Here is a 13,093-nt window from a genome sequence, read left to right as displayed (position 1 = left end):
CCGATCCTACGGAGCCTCCTCGCGCGCGGCCCGGGCGAGCCGGGCGCGGGCCGCCGCGAGCGTCGCCGGGTCGCGGCCGGGGCGGGCGCGGCGCTCCCGGTCGAGGGCGGCGCGCTCGCGGCGCAGCGCGTCGACGGCCTCACGGGCAGCCGAGCGCGACGCGTCCGCGGCGGCCCGCAGCCCGGCCACCGCCTCGGCCGCGGTGGGCGGTCGGTCGGGGTCGGGCGTGGTCGGGCTCACGCGTACGCCGCGGCGGTGTCGTCCATCCGCGAGGCCGCCCGGCCGTGCTGGAGGGCCACGACCCCGGCGGAGACCACGGCGACGGCGTCGACGGCGGCCTTGACGCGTCGGACCACCTCGAGGCACAGGTCGACGACCGCGACGACCCGCTCGACGGCGCTCCGCGCGCGGCGGACGAGCGCCGCGACGCGGGCGACGAGGGCCGGGGAGGCGGCGGCGTTCAGCGCGGCCCCCACCGGTCCGGCGGCCATCCGCAGCACGGCGCCCAGGACGGCCTCCTCGATCGCCGCCAGGACCGCACAGACGACCTCGGCGGCCACGCGAGAGACCTCCTGGAGGTGGCCGAGCTGCTCCGCGACCAGCCGCGCCGCCTCGGCCTGGTGGGCGGCGGTGCCCGCGAGGTCGTCCAGCGCGCCCGCCGCGGCACGGCGCGCGCCTCCCTCCCAGACCCCGGGGAGCTGGCGCCCGAGGCCGTCGTGGTTGCCCGCCACCGCGTCGAGGGCGACCGCCGCCCGTCCCCAGCCGTCGCGCATCACGCCCAGCGCGGCGACGTCGCCGGAGACCGGCTCGACGAGCTCGGCCAGGAGGTCGTGGCCCGTCAGGTGGCGCACGGCCCAGTCGACCGTGCCGAGCACCGGGCCCACGGCGGCGCGCAGACCGTCCAGGTGACCGCCGTCGACGGCCACCGGGGCGGGACCCGCGACCGCCCGGCCGGCGTCCCACCGTTCCGCGACCCCGCTCGCGACCCCGCCCCCGATCCCGCTCGCGGTCATGCGCCGGCCCCGAGGAAGTCGTCGTAGCGGTCGAGGTCGTCCCCCACGTCCGGGCGCTCCCGCTGGTCGTCCTCGACGCCCTCGGCGGCGTCGAGGAGCTCACCGCGGTCCTTGGCGAGGGCGGCCGCCTGCCCCAGCAGCCGGCCGGCCGGTCCAGCCGCCGCGGCCCCGAGGCCCGCATGGTCGAGCGACGCGCCGAGCAGGTCGGCGGCGGGCACGGGCGACTCGCCCGGCGCCGGCGTCACCGGGCAGGGGGCGAGCGGGGGAGCGGCGCCGGGCGGCACCGCGGGGGTCGCCCCGGCGAGCAGCCGCGTCAGGTCGGGCACGCCGGCGGGGAGCAGGTCGGCGAGGCGCTCGAGCACCCGGCGCACGCCGAGGTCGGTCGCGACGAGGTCGTCGGCGGTCTCCCGCGCCGCCCGTCCCCAGCGGTCGGCCGCGTCCCCGCTCGCGTCGAGGCCACCCGCCACGCTGTCCAGCGCGTCGGCGTACAGCGGCAGGAACGGCGCGAGCACGCCGCGGAACGCGTCGCCGGGCGCGCACACGTCGGCGACCCAGCGCCCGACCGCGGCCAGGTGCTCGGCCTGGCGCTCGCAGACGCCGCCGGCCGCGATCAGGCCGACGTGGTCAGCGTAGAGGTGGGGGCTGGTGTCGCTCACGGGTCCTCCGGTGTGTGCAGGGGGTCGGTGCCTGCAGCCTGCGCGTCGGGGCGCCGGGTCGGAAGCGGCGACCGCCGGGTCTGTGGACGGGCGGTGGCAGGCTGGTCCTGTGGACGAGGAGCGGGCCGTGAGGATCATCGTCACCGGGCGGGTCCAGGGCGTGTCGTACCGGTGGGCGACGGAGCAGGAGGCGACCCGGCTGGGGCTCGACGGCTGGGTGCGCAACGAGCCCGACGGCTCCGTCCTCGCGTACGCCGTGGGGCCGCGCGACGCGGTCGACGCCCTCGTCGCCTGGTGCCACGAGGGACCGCCCGCGGCCCGGGTGGCGGGGGTCGACGCGACCGACGTGGACCCCCGCGAGGGGGTCGGGCGCGAGGTCCGGGAGGGCGGCGGGTTCCGCACCCTAGGCTGAGCTCATGGCGGACCTCGCGATCCCTCCGGCCCCGGCGCTGCCGGGGGCGACCCACCTCCACTCGGGCAAGGTCCGCGACCTGTACCGCCTCGAGGAGGGACCCCACGCGGGCCGCCTGCTGATGGTCGCCAGCGACCGGGTCTCGGCCTACGACCACGTGCTGAGCCCCGGCATCCCCGACAAGGGCGAGATCCTCACCCGGATGTCGCTGTGGTGGTTCGACCGGCTGGCCGACCTCGTGCCCGGCCACGTCGTGAGCGCGACCGAGGGCGTGCCGGCGCACCTGCGCGGCCGTGCCGTGGTCTGCGAGCCGCTCACCATGCACCCGGTCGAGTGCGTGGCCCGGGGCTACCTGACCGGGTCGGGCCTCGCCGACTACCGCGCCACGGGAGAGGTCTGCGGCATCGCGCTGCCGGCCGGCCTCGAGGAGGCCGCCCGGCTCCCCGAGCCGATCTTCACCCCGGCGACGAAGGCCGAGCTCGGCGAGCACGACGAGAACGTCAGCCTCGAGGCCGTCGTCGCCGTCGTGGGCCGCGCGACCGCCGAGCGGCTGCGCGACCTGACGCTCGCGCTGTACGCCCGGGGCGAGGAGGTCGCCCGCGAGCGCGGCATCGTGCTCGCCGACACCAAGGTCGAGCTGGGCACCGACGCCGCGGGCCGCCTGGTCCTGGGCGACGAGGTGCTGACCCCCGACTCCTCGCGCTTCTGGCCGGCCGACGCCTGGGCGCCCGGCCGCACGCCCCCGTCGTACGACAAGCAGGTGGTGCGCGACTGGCTCACCTCCGCGGAGTCCGGCTGGGACCGCGCCTCGGACGCCCCGCCGCCGGAGCTGCCCGAGCACGTCGTGGCGCTGACCCGGGCGCGCTACGTCGAGGCGTACGAGCGGCTCACCGGCGAGACCTTCACCAGCCTGCAGACCGTCGAGAGCACCTAGGAGCACGCGCATGGGATTCACCGTGGAGGTCGACGTGGCGGCACCGCCGGACGTCGTCCACGACTACTTCGCCGATCCCGCGCTGCGCCCGGACTGGCAGTCCAGCCTGCGCCGCATCGACCGGCTCCCGGGACCGAGCCGCGGGGTCGGCGCGCGGTGGTACGACGTGACCCTGCCGGGCGCGCAGCCGCTGATGGAGGTGACCGTCGACGAGAGCCCGCACCGCTGGGCCGAGCGCGGCACCTGGCGCGGCGTCACCGCCGTGCTCGACATGCGCTTCAGCCCGGCGACGACGCCCCGCGGCCCCGGCACGCACGTGGTCGCCGTGGTCGACACCGACACCCCCGGGTGGCGTCGCCCGCTCGGGTGGGGGATCCGCCTGCTGGGCCCCGTGGGCATCAAGGCGGACCTCACGGCGGCCGCCCGCGCGATCGAGCGGCGTACCCGCGGGTAACCCGATCGGGCACGGCGCGTGACGGGGCTCACGTGGGCCCGTAGGTTGGTGTCATGACGAACCTCTCCGCCCTGCTCGAAGACACCGTGGCGCAGCACCCCGACCGGACGGCGATCGTGCTGGGGGAGACCCGGCTGTCGTACGCCGAGCTCGACGGCGCGGCCAACAAGGTGGCCAACCTGCTCGTCTCGCGCGGCGTGCAGCCGGGCGACAAGGTGGCCCTGACGTGCCCGAACATCCCGTTCTTCTCGATCGTCTACTACGGGATCCTCAAGGCCGGGGGCACCGTGGTCCCCCTCAACGTGCTGCTGCGGGGCAAGGAGATCGCCTACCACCTCGACGACTCCGACGCGAAGGCCTACTTCTGCTTCCAGGGCACCGAGGACCTGCCGATGGCCCAGGCGGGCCACGACGGCTTCTCGCAGACCGACGGCTGCGAGCACTTCTTCGTGATCACCGCCGACCCGGCGGCCGAGTCGCCCATCGAAGGCACCGAGACGCTCGGTCGCTCGATGGCCCAGCAGGACGCGTCGTTCGCGACCGTGGACGTCGACGACGACGACACCGCGGTGATCCTCTACACCTCCGGCACCACCGGCAAGCCCAAGGGTGCCGAGCTGCGGCACCGCAACATGCGCGACAACGCCCTGGCGGGCGAGGGGATCTTCGGCGCCAGCGCGGAGCGGCCCGACACCTACCTCTGCGTCCTGCCGCTGTTCCACTCGTTCGGCCAGACGGTCATCCAGAACGCCGGCTTCGCCTTCGGGGGCACGGTCGTGATGCTGCCGCGCTTCGAGGCCAAGGCCGCGCTGCAGCTCATGCTCAACGAGGGCGTCACGTTCTTCGCCGGCGTCCCGACGATGTACTGGGGCCTGCTCGGCGCGCTCGACGAGTCGCCGGTCGACGTCTCCAGCCTCGCCGACAACCTCCGCGTCGCGGCCGCCGGCGGCGCGGCCCTGCCGCGCGAGGTGCACAAGGACTTCCAGGCCAAGTTCGGCGTCACGATCCTCGAGGGCTACGGCCTCTCGGAGACCTCGCCGGTCGCCAGCTTCTCGCCGAAGGGCGAGGACCCGCGGGTCGGCTCCATCGGGCGGCCGATCGACGGCGTCGAGATGAAGCTGATCGACCCCGACCCGGGCAAGCGCGAGGACCTGCCCGAGGGCGAGGACACGGTCGGCGAGATCGCGATCAAGGGCCACAACGTCATGAAGGGCTACTACGGGCGCCCGGAGGCCACCGACGAGGCCATCGTCGACGGCTGGTTCCGCTCCGGCGACCTCGGCCGCAAGGACGCCGACGGCTGGTACTACATCGTCGACCGCTCGAAGGACATGATCATCCGCGGCGGCTTCAACGTGTACCCGCGCGAGATCGAGGAGGTGCTGATGAGCCACCCCGCCGTCTCGCTGGCCGCGGTCATCGGCGTGCCCCACGAGTCGCACGGCGAGGAGATCAAGGCGTTCGTCATCCTGAACAAGGACACCGACGAGACCCCCGACTCGCTCAAGGCCTGGGCGAAGGAGGAGATGGCGGGCTACAAGTACCCGCGCATCGTCGAGGTCGTCGACGAGTTCCCGATGACCTCGACCGGCAAGATCCTCAAGCGCGAGCTGTCCTGACCCGCGCCGCCCCGGCCATCACCACGGCCGGGGCGGCGGCTGGGATGATGGGCGCATGACGCTCGCCCACTGGTTCGGCCTGGCCCTGGCGGGCCTGATGCTCGCCTTCGGCGCGGTCGCCGCCGTCCAGGGCCTCGGCTGGGTCCAGGGCCCGTTCACGGGGTCCCGGTCCGCCTCCGGCTTCGGCTCCGCCCTCGCCGGTCTCGGCGTCGCGCTCGCGATCGTGGTGCTGCAGCACCGCGAGCGCGACTGAGTCGCGCGCCGGCTCAGGCGAAGGGGTTCGGCAGACCGCCGGGCAGCCCGGCGAGGAGCTCGCGGGCGCGGGCGGCGTGCTTGTGCTCGACCAGCACCTCGTACTTCGTGGCGACGATGGTCGACACGCTCGAGAAGTCGCGGCGTCCGCGGGTCGCGGCGTACCCGATCAGCGCCCAGATGACGCCGAACGCCAGGCCGAACAGGGTGGTCGCGGCGATGACGGCGAGGACCGACTCCTCGCCGAACAGCGAGAAGATCAGTCCGATGAAGAGGCCGAACCACGCCCCCGAGAGGGCGCCGGCCCCCGCCACCTTGCCGCTGGTGAGGCGGCCGGTGATGCGCTCGACCTGACGCAGCTCGGTGCCGACGATCATGCAGTTCTGCACCGGGAACTCGGAGTCCGAGAGGTGGTCGACGGCGCGCTGCGCGTCGGCGTACTGGTCGTAGGTCGCGAGCGACTGCGGGAACTCGAGCTGCAGCGCCGACGCGGATCGGGGGTCGGGGCGGCCGGCGGTAGGCGTGGACATGCGTCCATTGTGCCCAGCCAGGCTGAGGTGGCGCTGAGCGCGGCAATAGAGTGGTCCCATGGTCCGAGTCGTCGTCGACGTCATGCCCAAGCCCGAGATCCTCGACCCGCAGGGCAAGGCCGTCGCCGGCGCCCTCGCCCGGCTCGGCGTCGAGGGCGTCGCGTCGGTGCGTCAGGGCAAGCGGTTCGAGATCGAGGTCGAGGTCGCCGAGGGGGCCTCGGTCGACGAGCGCACCGCCGAGGTCGAGCGGATGGCCGCCACCCTGCTGGCGAACCCCGTGATCGAGGACTACCGGGTGAGCGTGCTCGCCGACGCCGCCGGCCGCACCCACGGGACCGACGGGACCGACGGGACCGACGCGTGAGGGTCGGGGTCGTCACCTTCCCGGGCTCGCTCGACGACGTCGACGCCCAGCGCGCCTGCCGGCTCGCGGGTCACGACGTCCTCGCCCTGTGGCACGGCGAGCCGTCGCTGGCCGGGGTGGACGCGGTGGTGCTGCCCGGCGGGTTCTCCTACGGCGACTACCTGCGCTGCGGCGCCATCTCCCGCTTCTCGCCGGTCATGGGCGCCGTCGTCGACGCCGCCCGCGACGGGATGCCGGTGCTGGGGATCTGCAACGGCTTCCAGATCCTGTGCGAGTCCCACCTGCTGCCGGGCGCGCTGGTGCGCAACCACCACCAGCGCTTCGTGTGCCGCGACCAGCGGCTGCGCATCGACAACGCGACCACGCCCTGGACCGCGTCGTACGAGCAGGGCCAGGAGGTCGTGGTCCCGCTGAAGAACGGCGAGGGGTCCTACGTCGCCGACGCCGCCACCCTCGACGAGCTCGAGGCCGAGGGTCGCGTCGTCGCGCGCTACGTCGGTGCCGACCCCAACGGCTCGCTGCGCGCCATCGCCGGCGTCACCAACGCCGCGGGCAACGTCGTCGGGCTGATGCCCCACCCCGAGCACGCGGTCGAGGACCTCTGCGGGCCCGGCACCGACGGTCTCGGCTTCTTCACCAGCCTCACCGCGCTGGCCGCGGCGCTGTAGCGGGCCGGCAGCCACCCGATCGCGACAGCGTCGCGTCGTCGGCCGACGGCTCAGCCGACGGGCGGGCCGACGAGCAGCGCGAGGCCGGTCAGGGCGGCGACCGCGACCACGCCGACGCCGGCGCCCTGGGCGGGCTTGCGCACGAGCCAGGCCACCGGCCGCTCCGCCGTACGACGGGGGGCCTCGCTGCGCAGCCGCCACGCACCGCCGAGAAGCCCGCGCCGCTCGGCGCTGCGGTCGAACCAGACGGTGACGAAGGGCGGCACCGCGGCGGCCAGGCCGAGGGCCGCGCGGCCGGGCGACCACCGCTGGTCGACCGCGACGAGCACCGTGACCAGGCAGTAGGCGATGAACGCGACGCCGTGGATCATGCCGCCGACGCTGACCACGACGTCGGTGGTCCGGGTGACGTACTTCAGGACCATGCCGGTCAGCAGCACCGCCCACGTCACCGCCTCGGTGACGGCGACGACGCGGAACAGGCGCAGCGGGCTCATGGGTCCATCCTCACGGGCGGGCGCCCGGGACCCCAGGGCGGTGGTCGTGACGTTGCGCACCCCGCGGGGGGAGCGGGACGCACGGGGGGACGACCACCGCCCGGGTGCTCAGCGACCGCCGCGGCCGAAGCCCAGGGCGCGCCAGCTCTGCGGCGCGACGATCCCGGTCTGGGCCTGCTTGACCCGCTTCTGCCAGGCCTTCACGGCGTTCTCGGTCTCGCGGTCGAAGTGGGAGTCGGCGGCCATCCGCGACACGCCCGCGGCGTTGAGCGCCCGCTGCAGGCGCCGGACCTCCCAGCCGGTGCTGCCCAGCTTGAGCACGGGCTGCGTGCCCTCGGCGTGCAGGCGGATCCAGGCGGGCACGTCCCAGGTGCGGGCCGCGGTCATGCCGCGGTCGCGTCGGTAGGCGGCCACGGCGTTGCCGGTGGTCTTGTCGTAGCGGCCGTCGGGCGCGCCGCGGTAGAAGCCCTTCATCTGCAGGAAGCACTGCAGCGCCTTGACCTGCGCGCCGGTGTCGCCGCCCTTCAGCGCGACGTAGGACCGCAGGTCGACGCGGACCGAGCCGCAGGCCGGCTTGGACTGACGGGGCCGCGAGCCCTGCCCGACCTCGAGCCAGTTGCTGTCGATGTTGATGGTGACGCCGCCGTGGGTCTCGAGGTGGCCGCCCCGGTACTGCTTCACCCGCCGGTTGGGGCGCCAGCCGTCCTCGCGCAGGTACGACGTGGACGTGTTGGCGACGCCGTCCCAGCGCGCGAGCCAGATGTACTGCGGCTGCACGAAGGCGTTCGGGCGGTTCACCCGCGCGTCGTCGAAGGCGTTGAGCCCGCCGCCGGCGCTGGAGTAGAGACCCGTGGTGTAGCCGAGCTGGCGGACCTTGAGGTTCCACGCCGAGACGAAGGACAGGGCGGACTCGCGGCAGGTCGTGTTGCGCACGTCGAAGGCCTCGAGGTCGTACCAGAGCACCGACCTCGGGGCGATCCCGAGACGCTTCGCGGCGTCGACGGAGCGCTGCGCCTCGAGCCGGCCCTGGGCGCGGGCCGCGGTGTAGCGACCGTTGCCGCCCGGGGTCGCGTTGATGGTGGGGTCGTTGCCGTAGCGCGGGAAGTGCGGGCTGCACGAGGCCTGGGGGCCGAGGCTGATGGGCAGCAGCCGCCAGCCCTGCGCGAGCTGGGTGCGCACCCACTCCGGGGTGAGGTTGCGCTGCTCGCGGCAGCCGCGGGAGGCGCCGGAGATGTAGATGCCGGCGGCGAGGAACGGCGAGGTCTCCATCCAGCGCGTCATCGCGGCCTGGGACGGCGCCTCGCACTGGTCGAAGCCGTAGCCCGTCAGGTTGCCGGGGGTCACCGGGTTCTGCGCGGTCGCCGGTGCCGCGGTGGCGCCGAGCAGGCCGCCGACGAGACCGAGCAGGCCGGCCCCGACGGCGACCGCACGGGCCCGCCGACGAGCGGGGCGGCGGGTCGTGGGGGACCCGGCCGAGGGCGGGGACGAGAGGGGGGACGAGGGCGGGGACACGGCCTCGGGGAGGGCGTCACGGGAGGTCACGGTGGGTCTCCAAACAGCGGGGAACCTCGCCCGGAGGTGGCGAGTCCGCGTCACTGTATTCACTCTCGTCACACGGGTTACACCTGTTCACTGAACTACAGGGATGTAATTCGGAACGGGCCCGCCGAGGCCCGCCCGGGGCGCTCCGACGGGCCTCGTGGAGGACGTGCCCGCAGGCTCCCCACGTAGGGTCGACGCACCGCGGACGCGACGAGGAACGGGGCTTGTGACATGACGACCTCCAGCACGCCGGGGGCGCTCGCCCCCGACCGGCTCGAGCACCTGGCGAAGGCCTTCGAGGCCGACCCGCACGCGCGGGTCATGCAGAACGCCGTCACCCGCACGGCGGTCGACGACGTGGCGCTCGACCACCGGGCGGCCGTCGCCGCGGCGCGCTCCATGTCGCACCAGCTCGACGACTGGGCGGCGACCAACCAGAAGCAGAGCGGGCGCTGCTGGCTCTTCGCCGGCCTCAACCTGCTCCGCGTCGGTGCGGCGCGGCGGCTCGGGGTGAAGGACTTCGAGTTCTCCCAGGCCCACCTGCAGTTCTGGGACAAGCTCGAGAAGGCGAACCACTGGCTCGAGTCCGTCGTCGCGACGGCCGACCGCGACGTCGACGACCGCACCGTCGCCCACCTGCTCGGCTCGCCGGCCGAGGACGGCGGGCAGTGGACGATGTTCGTGGCGCTGGTCGCCAAGCACGGGCTGGTGCCGAAGTCGGCGATGCCCGAGACGCAGTCGTCGTCGAGCACCCGCCAGCTCAACCGGGACCTGTCCGCCCTGCTGCGCCAGGCCGCGCGCGACCTGCGCGCCGCGGCCTCGGCGGGGGAGTCTGCCGACGACCTGCGGGCCCGCAAGGCCGACGTGCTGCAGAGCGTGCACCGGATGCTCGCGATCCACCTGGGCACGCCGCCGGAGACCGTCGACTGGCAGTGGCGCGACAGCGAGAAGGGCTTCCACCGCGAGGGCGAGATGACCCCGCAGGAGTTCGCCGCGGCGTACGTGGTGCCGGACCTGGACTCCTACGTGTGCCTGGTCCACGACCCGCGGCCGTCGAGCCCGGTCGGGCGCACGTTCACCGTCGAGCACCTCGGCAACGTGGTCGGCGGCCCGCCCGTCGTCTACCTCAACGTCGAGATGGAGCTGATGAAGCGCCTGGCGAAGGAGTCGATCGTCGGCGGTGAGCCGGTCTGGTTCGGGTGCGACGCCGGCAAGATGCACGACCGCGAGGGCGGCACGTGGGACGCCGCGCTGTTCGACTACGACGCCGTCTACGGCACGACGACCGACATGACCAAGACCGACCGGCTGCTCCACGGCGCCACGGCGATGAACCACGCGATGCTGCTGTCCGGGGTCGACGTCGTCGACGACGTGCCGCGGCGCTGGCGGGTCGAGAACTCGTGGGGCACCGACAAGGCCGACAAGGGCTTCTGGACGATGACCGACGGCTGGTTCGACGAGCACGTCTTCGAGACGGCCTGCCACGTCGACGCCCTGCCCGTCGAGCTGCGCGACGCCATCGCGGCGCCGCCGATCGTGCTCCCCGCCTGGGACCCCATGGGCGCGCTGGCGCGGTCGACCCCGACCGACGAGCCGAGGGCGTAGCGCCGACGAGGCACGAGACCCGGTGAGTCGCCCGCGCGGCTGGCGATAGGTTGGAGCCCGTGGCCGAGCCGACCGCCGTACCCGCCCTCGACACCGTCGACCGCGCCGCCGACGACCCCGGGCGCGAGCAGCCCTGGGCCGAGCTGGGGCTCAAGGCCGACGAGTACGAGCGGATCCGCGAGATCCTCGGGCGCCGCCCGACGAGCTCGGAGCTGGCGATGTACTCGGTCATGTGGAGCGAGCACTGCTCCTACAAGTCCTCGAAGGTGCACCTCAAGCAGTTCGGCGAGGTGCCCCAGGAGACGCCGGTCGGCAAGCTGCTCGCCGGCATCGGCGAGAACGCCGGCGTGCTGGACATCGGGCAGGGCTGGGCGGTGACCTTCAAGGTCGAGTCCCACAACCACCCGTCGTACGTCGAGCCCCACCAGGGCGCCGCGACCGGCGTCGGCGGCATCGTGCGCGACATCCTCGCGATGGGCGCCCGACCGGTCGCCGTGATGGACCAGCTGCGCTTCGGGCCCCTCGACGCGCCCGACACCCAGCGGGTGCTCCCGGGCGTGGTCTCGGGCGTCGGCCACTACGGCAACTGCCTCGGGCTGCCCAACATCGGTGGCGAGGTCGTCTTCGACCCCTCCTACCTGGGCAACCCGCTGGTCAACGCGCTCAGCGTCGGCGTGCTGCGCCACGAGGACCTCCACCTCGCCAACGCCTCCGGGCTCGGCAACAAGGTCATCCTGTACGGCGCCCGCACCGGCGGCGACGGCATCGGCGGCGTCTCGGTGCTGGCGAGCGAGACCTTCACGGAGTCCGACGACGGGGGCTCCGGTCCCGCGAAGCGGCCGTCGGTGCAGGTCGGCGACCCGTTCATGGAGAAGCTGCTCATCGAGTGCACGCTCGAGGTCTTCGCCGCCGGGCTCGTCGCCGGGATCCAGGACCTCGGCGGGGCCGGGCTCTCGTGCGCGACCTCCGAGCTGGCCTCGGCGGGCGACGGCGGCATGCACGTCGACCTCGACCTGGTGCCGCTGCGCGACTCCTCCCTCTCGCCCGAGGAGATCCTCATGAGCGAGAGCCAGGAGCGGATGATGGCGGTCGTCGAGCCCGAGCACGTCGAGGCCTTCCTCGCCGTCTGCGCGAAGTGGGACGTCGACGCCGTCGTCCTCGGCGAGGTCACCGACACCGGTCGCCTCCACGTCGACTGGCACGGCGAGCGCGTCGTCGACGTGCCCCCGCGCTCGGTCGCGCACGACGGCCCGACCTACGAGCGGCCCTACGCGCGACCCGCCGCCCAGGACGCGCTCGTCGCCGACCGCGCCGAGGACCTCCCGCGGCCCACCTCCGGCGCCGAGCTGCGCGAGACGGTGCTGCGGATGGCGGCCTCGCCGGGCCTGTGCGACCGCTCCTTCGTCACCGACCAGTACGACCGCTACGTCCGCGGCGGCACCGTGCTCGCCCAGCCCGAGGACGCGGGCATGATCCGCGTCGACGAGGCCACCGGTCTCGGCATCGCCCTCGCGACCGACGGCAACGGGCGCTACACCCGCCTCGACCCGTACGCCGGGGCGCAGCTCGCGCTGGCCGAGGCGCACCGCAACGTGGCCGTCTCCGGCGCCACGCCGCTGGCCGTGTCCGACTGCCTCAACTTCGGCTCGCCGGAGGACCCGGGCGTCATGTGGCAGTTCGCCGAGGCCTGCCGCGGCCTCAAGGACGCCTGCCTCGAGCTGGGGGTGCCGGTCACCGGCGGCAACGTCAGCCTCTACAACCAGACCGGCGAGACCGCGATCCTGCCCACGCCCGTGGTCGCGGTCCTCGGCGTCATCGACGACGTCACCACGCGGCTGCGCACCGGCTTCAGCAGCACCGGCCGCGGCGACGGCCTGCAGCTGCTGCTGGTGGGGGAGACCCGCGAGGAGCTCTCCGGCTCGGAGTGGGCCTCCGTGGTCCACGGCCACCTCGGCGGCACCCCGCCGCGCGTCGACCTCGCCGCCGAGAAGGCGCTGGTGACGCTGCTGTCGGAGGCCGCCGCGGCCGGCACCGTCGCCGCCGCCCACGACCTGTCCGACGGCGGCCTGGCCCAGGCGCTCGTCGAGGCCTGTCTCGTCGGCCGCGGGGGTCGCGTCGGCGCGGTCGTCGCGCCCCAGGGCGACCCGTTCGTCGCGCTGTTCTCCGAGTCGGCGGGCCGTGTCCTGCTGGCCGTCGAGCCCGAGCACGCCGACGCCGTCCGCGACCGGGCCGTCGGGCTCGGCCTCCCGGCGTACGAGCTGGGGACGACGGGCGGCGACGCCATCAGCGTCGACGCCGGCACCGCGTCGTTCACCCTCGCCCTGCGCGACGTCGAGCACGCCTGGCGCGACACCCTGCCCCGGGCCTTCGGCGCCTGAGCCGAGTCGGCGCCACGTCCCGCCCGGCCCCGGCCGAGTCGGCGCGAGGTCCCGCCCGGACCCGGCCGAGTCGGCGCGAGGTCCCGCGCCCGTGACCCCGCTGCGAGGAGGTGGTGACGACTCGGGGAGGGGCGGGGCGCCGAGGTCGCGACCCGCCGTCGCGACC

At 74.6% G+C, this 13,093-nt stretch carries 15 protein-coding genes; 9 read left to right on the top strand and 6 right to left on the bottom strand.

The features are described from left to right. Nucleotides 1-6: 6 nt before the first annotated feature. Genes ABD158_RS12785 through ABD158_RS12775 form a run of 3 tightly spaced genes read right to left on the bottom strand, consistent with a single transcriptional unit; the run spans nt 7 to nt 1,669 of the window. Complete coding sequence (locus ABD158_RS12785; RefSeq protein WP_344007742.1) at nt 7-240, bottom strand: hypothetical protein; 234 nt, start codon at nt 238-240, stop codon at nt 7-9. Then, nucleotides 237-1,013 carry a hypothetical protein gene (locus ABD158_RS12780; protein WP_344007740.1) on the bottom strand — a complete coding sequence of 259 codons (777 nt, stop codon included), beginning with the start codon at nt 1,011-1,013 and terminating at the stop codon, nt 237-239. Before ABD158_RS12780 ends, ABD158_RS12785 begins: the two co-directional genes overlap by 4 nt. Then, the gene (locus tag ABD158_RS12775) at nt 1,010-1,669 is read right to left on the bottom strand and encodes a hypothetical protein (RefSeq protein ID WP_344007738.1); all 660 of its coding nucleotides are present in this window, start codon (nt 1,667-1,669) and stop codon (nt 1,010-1,012) included. The genes ABD158_RS12780 and ABD158_RS12775 overlap by 4 nt, the downstream gene beginning before the upstream one ends. A 127-nt stretch (nt 1,670-1,796) precedes the next feature. Here ABD158_RS12775 and ABD158_RS12770 point away from each other — a divergent pair, with 127 nt between their 5' ends. The 5 genes from ABD158_RS12770 to ABD158_RS12750 are packed head-to-tail and all read left to right on the top strand — an operon-like array spanning nt 1,797 to nt 5,341. Continuing rightward, nucleotides 1,797-2,081, top strand: coding sequence for an acylphosphatase (locus ABD158_RS12770; RefSeq protein WP_344007736.1), 285 nt, complete (start codon nt 1,797-1,799; stop codon nt 2,079-2,081). Between the two features lie 4 nt (nt 2,082-2,085). Continuing rightward, a complete protein-coding gene (locus tag ABD158_RS12765; protein WP_344007734.1) occupies nt 2,086-3,015 on the top strand; it encodes a phosphoribosylaminoimidazolesuccinocarboxamide synthase in 930 nt (309 codons plus the stop codon). A gap of 10 nt (nt 3,016-3,025) precedes the next feature. Continuing rightward, nucleotides 3,026-3,469: an SRPBCC family protein gene (locus ABD158_RS12760; protein WP_344007732.1), complete on the top strand. Its 444-nt coding sequence runs from the start codon at nt 3,026-3,028 to the stop codon at nt 3,467-3,469. A 53-nt stretch (nt 3,470-3,522) separates the two neighbouring features. Further along, complete coding sequence (locus ABD158_RS12755; protein WP_344007730.1) at nt 3,523-5,088, top strand: long-chain-fatty-acid--CoA ligase; 1,566 nt, start codon at nt 3,523-3,525, stop codon at nt 5,086-5,088. Between the two features lie 55 nt (nt 5,089-5,143). Then, the gene (locus ABD158_RS12750) at nt 5,144-5,341 is read left to right on the top strand and encodes a hypothetical protein (protein WP_344007728.1); all 198 of its coding nucleotides are present in this window, start codon (nt 5,144-5,146) and stop codon (nt 5,339-5,341) included. Nucleotides 5,342-5,354: 13 nt separating this feature from the next. On the opposite strand, the gene ABD158_RS12745 is transcribed toward ABD158_RS12750, so the two are convergent. Beyond that, nucleotides 5,355-5,870 carry a general stress protein gene (locus ABD158_RS12745; protein WP_344007725.1) on the bottom strand — a complete coding sequence of 172 codons (516 nt, stop codon included), beginning with the start codon at nt 5,868-5,870 and terminating at the stop codon, nt 5,355-5,357. A gap of 58 nt (nt 5,871-5,928) precedes the next feature. Between ABD158_RS12745 and purS the strand changes: the two genes are divergently transcribed. Further along, nucleotides 5,929-6,234, top strand: a complete 306-nt coding sequence (gene purS / locus ABD158_RS12740; protein WP_344007722.1) for a phosphoribosylformylglycinamidine synthase subunit PurS — start codon at nt 5,929-5,931, stop codon at nt 6,232-6,234. Further along, the gene (purQ, locus tag ABD158_RS12735) at nt 6,231-6,902 is read left to right on the top strand and encodes a phosphoribosylformylglycinamidine synthase subunit PurQ (RefSeq protein ID WP_344007720.1); all 672 of its coding nucleotides are present in this window, start codon (nt 6,231-6,233) and stop codon (nt 6,900-6,902) included. Before purS ends, purQ begins: the two co-directional genes overlap by 4 nt. 50 nt (nt 6,903-6,952) lie before the next feature. On the opposite strand, the gene ABD158_RS12730 is transcribed toward purQ, so the two are convergent. Together ABD158_RS12730 and ABD158_RS12725 are read right to left on the bottom strand one after the other, a co-directional pair. Beyond that, on the bottom strand, nt 6,953-7,399 hold the full coding sequence (locus ABD158_RS12730; RefSeq protein ID WP_344007718.1) for a DUF3817 domain-containing protein: 447 nt from the start codon (nt 7,397-7,399) through the stop codon (nt 6,953-6,955). A 108-nt stretch (nt 7,400-7,507) separates the two neighbouring features. Then, nucleotides 7,508-8,941: a glycoside hydrolase domain-containing protein gene (locus tag ABD158_RS12725; RefSeq protein ID WP_344007716.1), complete on the bottom strand. Its 1,434-nt coding sequence runs from the start codon at nt 8,939-8,941 to the stop codon at nt 7,508-7,510. Nucleotides 8,942-9,172: 231 nt separating this feature from the next. On the opposite strand from ABD158_RS12725, the gene ABD158_RS12720 reads away from it, so the two are divergent. Next, a complete protein-coding gene (locus tag ABD158_RS12720) occupies nt 9,173-10,549 on the top strand; it encodes a C1 family peptidase (protein WP_344007714.1) in 1,377 nt (458 codons plus the stop codon). A gap of 59 nt (nt 10,550-10,608) precedes the next feature. After that, complete coding sequence (gene purL / locus ABD158_RS12715; protein ID WP_344007712.1) at nt 10,609-12,927, top strand: phosphoribosylformylglycinamidine synthase subunit PurL; 2,319 nt, start codon at nt 10,609-10,611, stop codon at nt 12,925-12,927. Nucleotides 12,928-13,093 lie beyond the last annotated feature (166 nt).

The organism is Nocardioides lentus, assembly GCF_039529515.1.
GTDB classification, from domain to species: Bacteria; Actinomycetota; Actinomycetes; order Propionibacteriales; family Nocardioidaceae; genus Nocardioides; species Nocardioides lentus.
The sequence above is the reverse complement of the archived record's forward strand: the minus strand, read 5'-3'. Positions and strand labels throughout refer to the sequence as shown.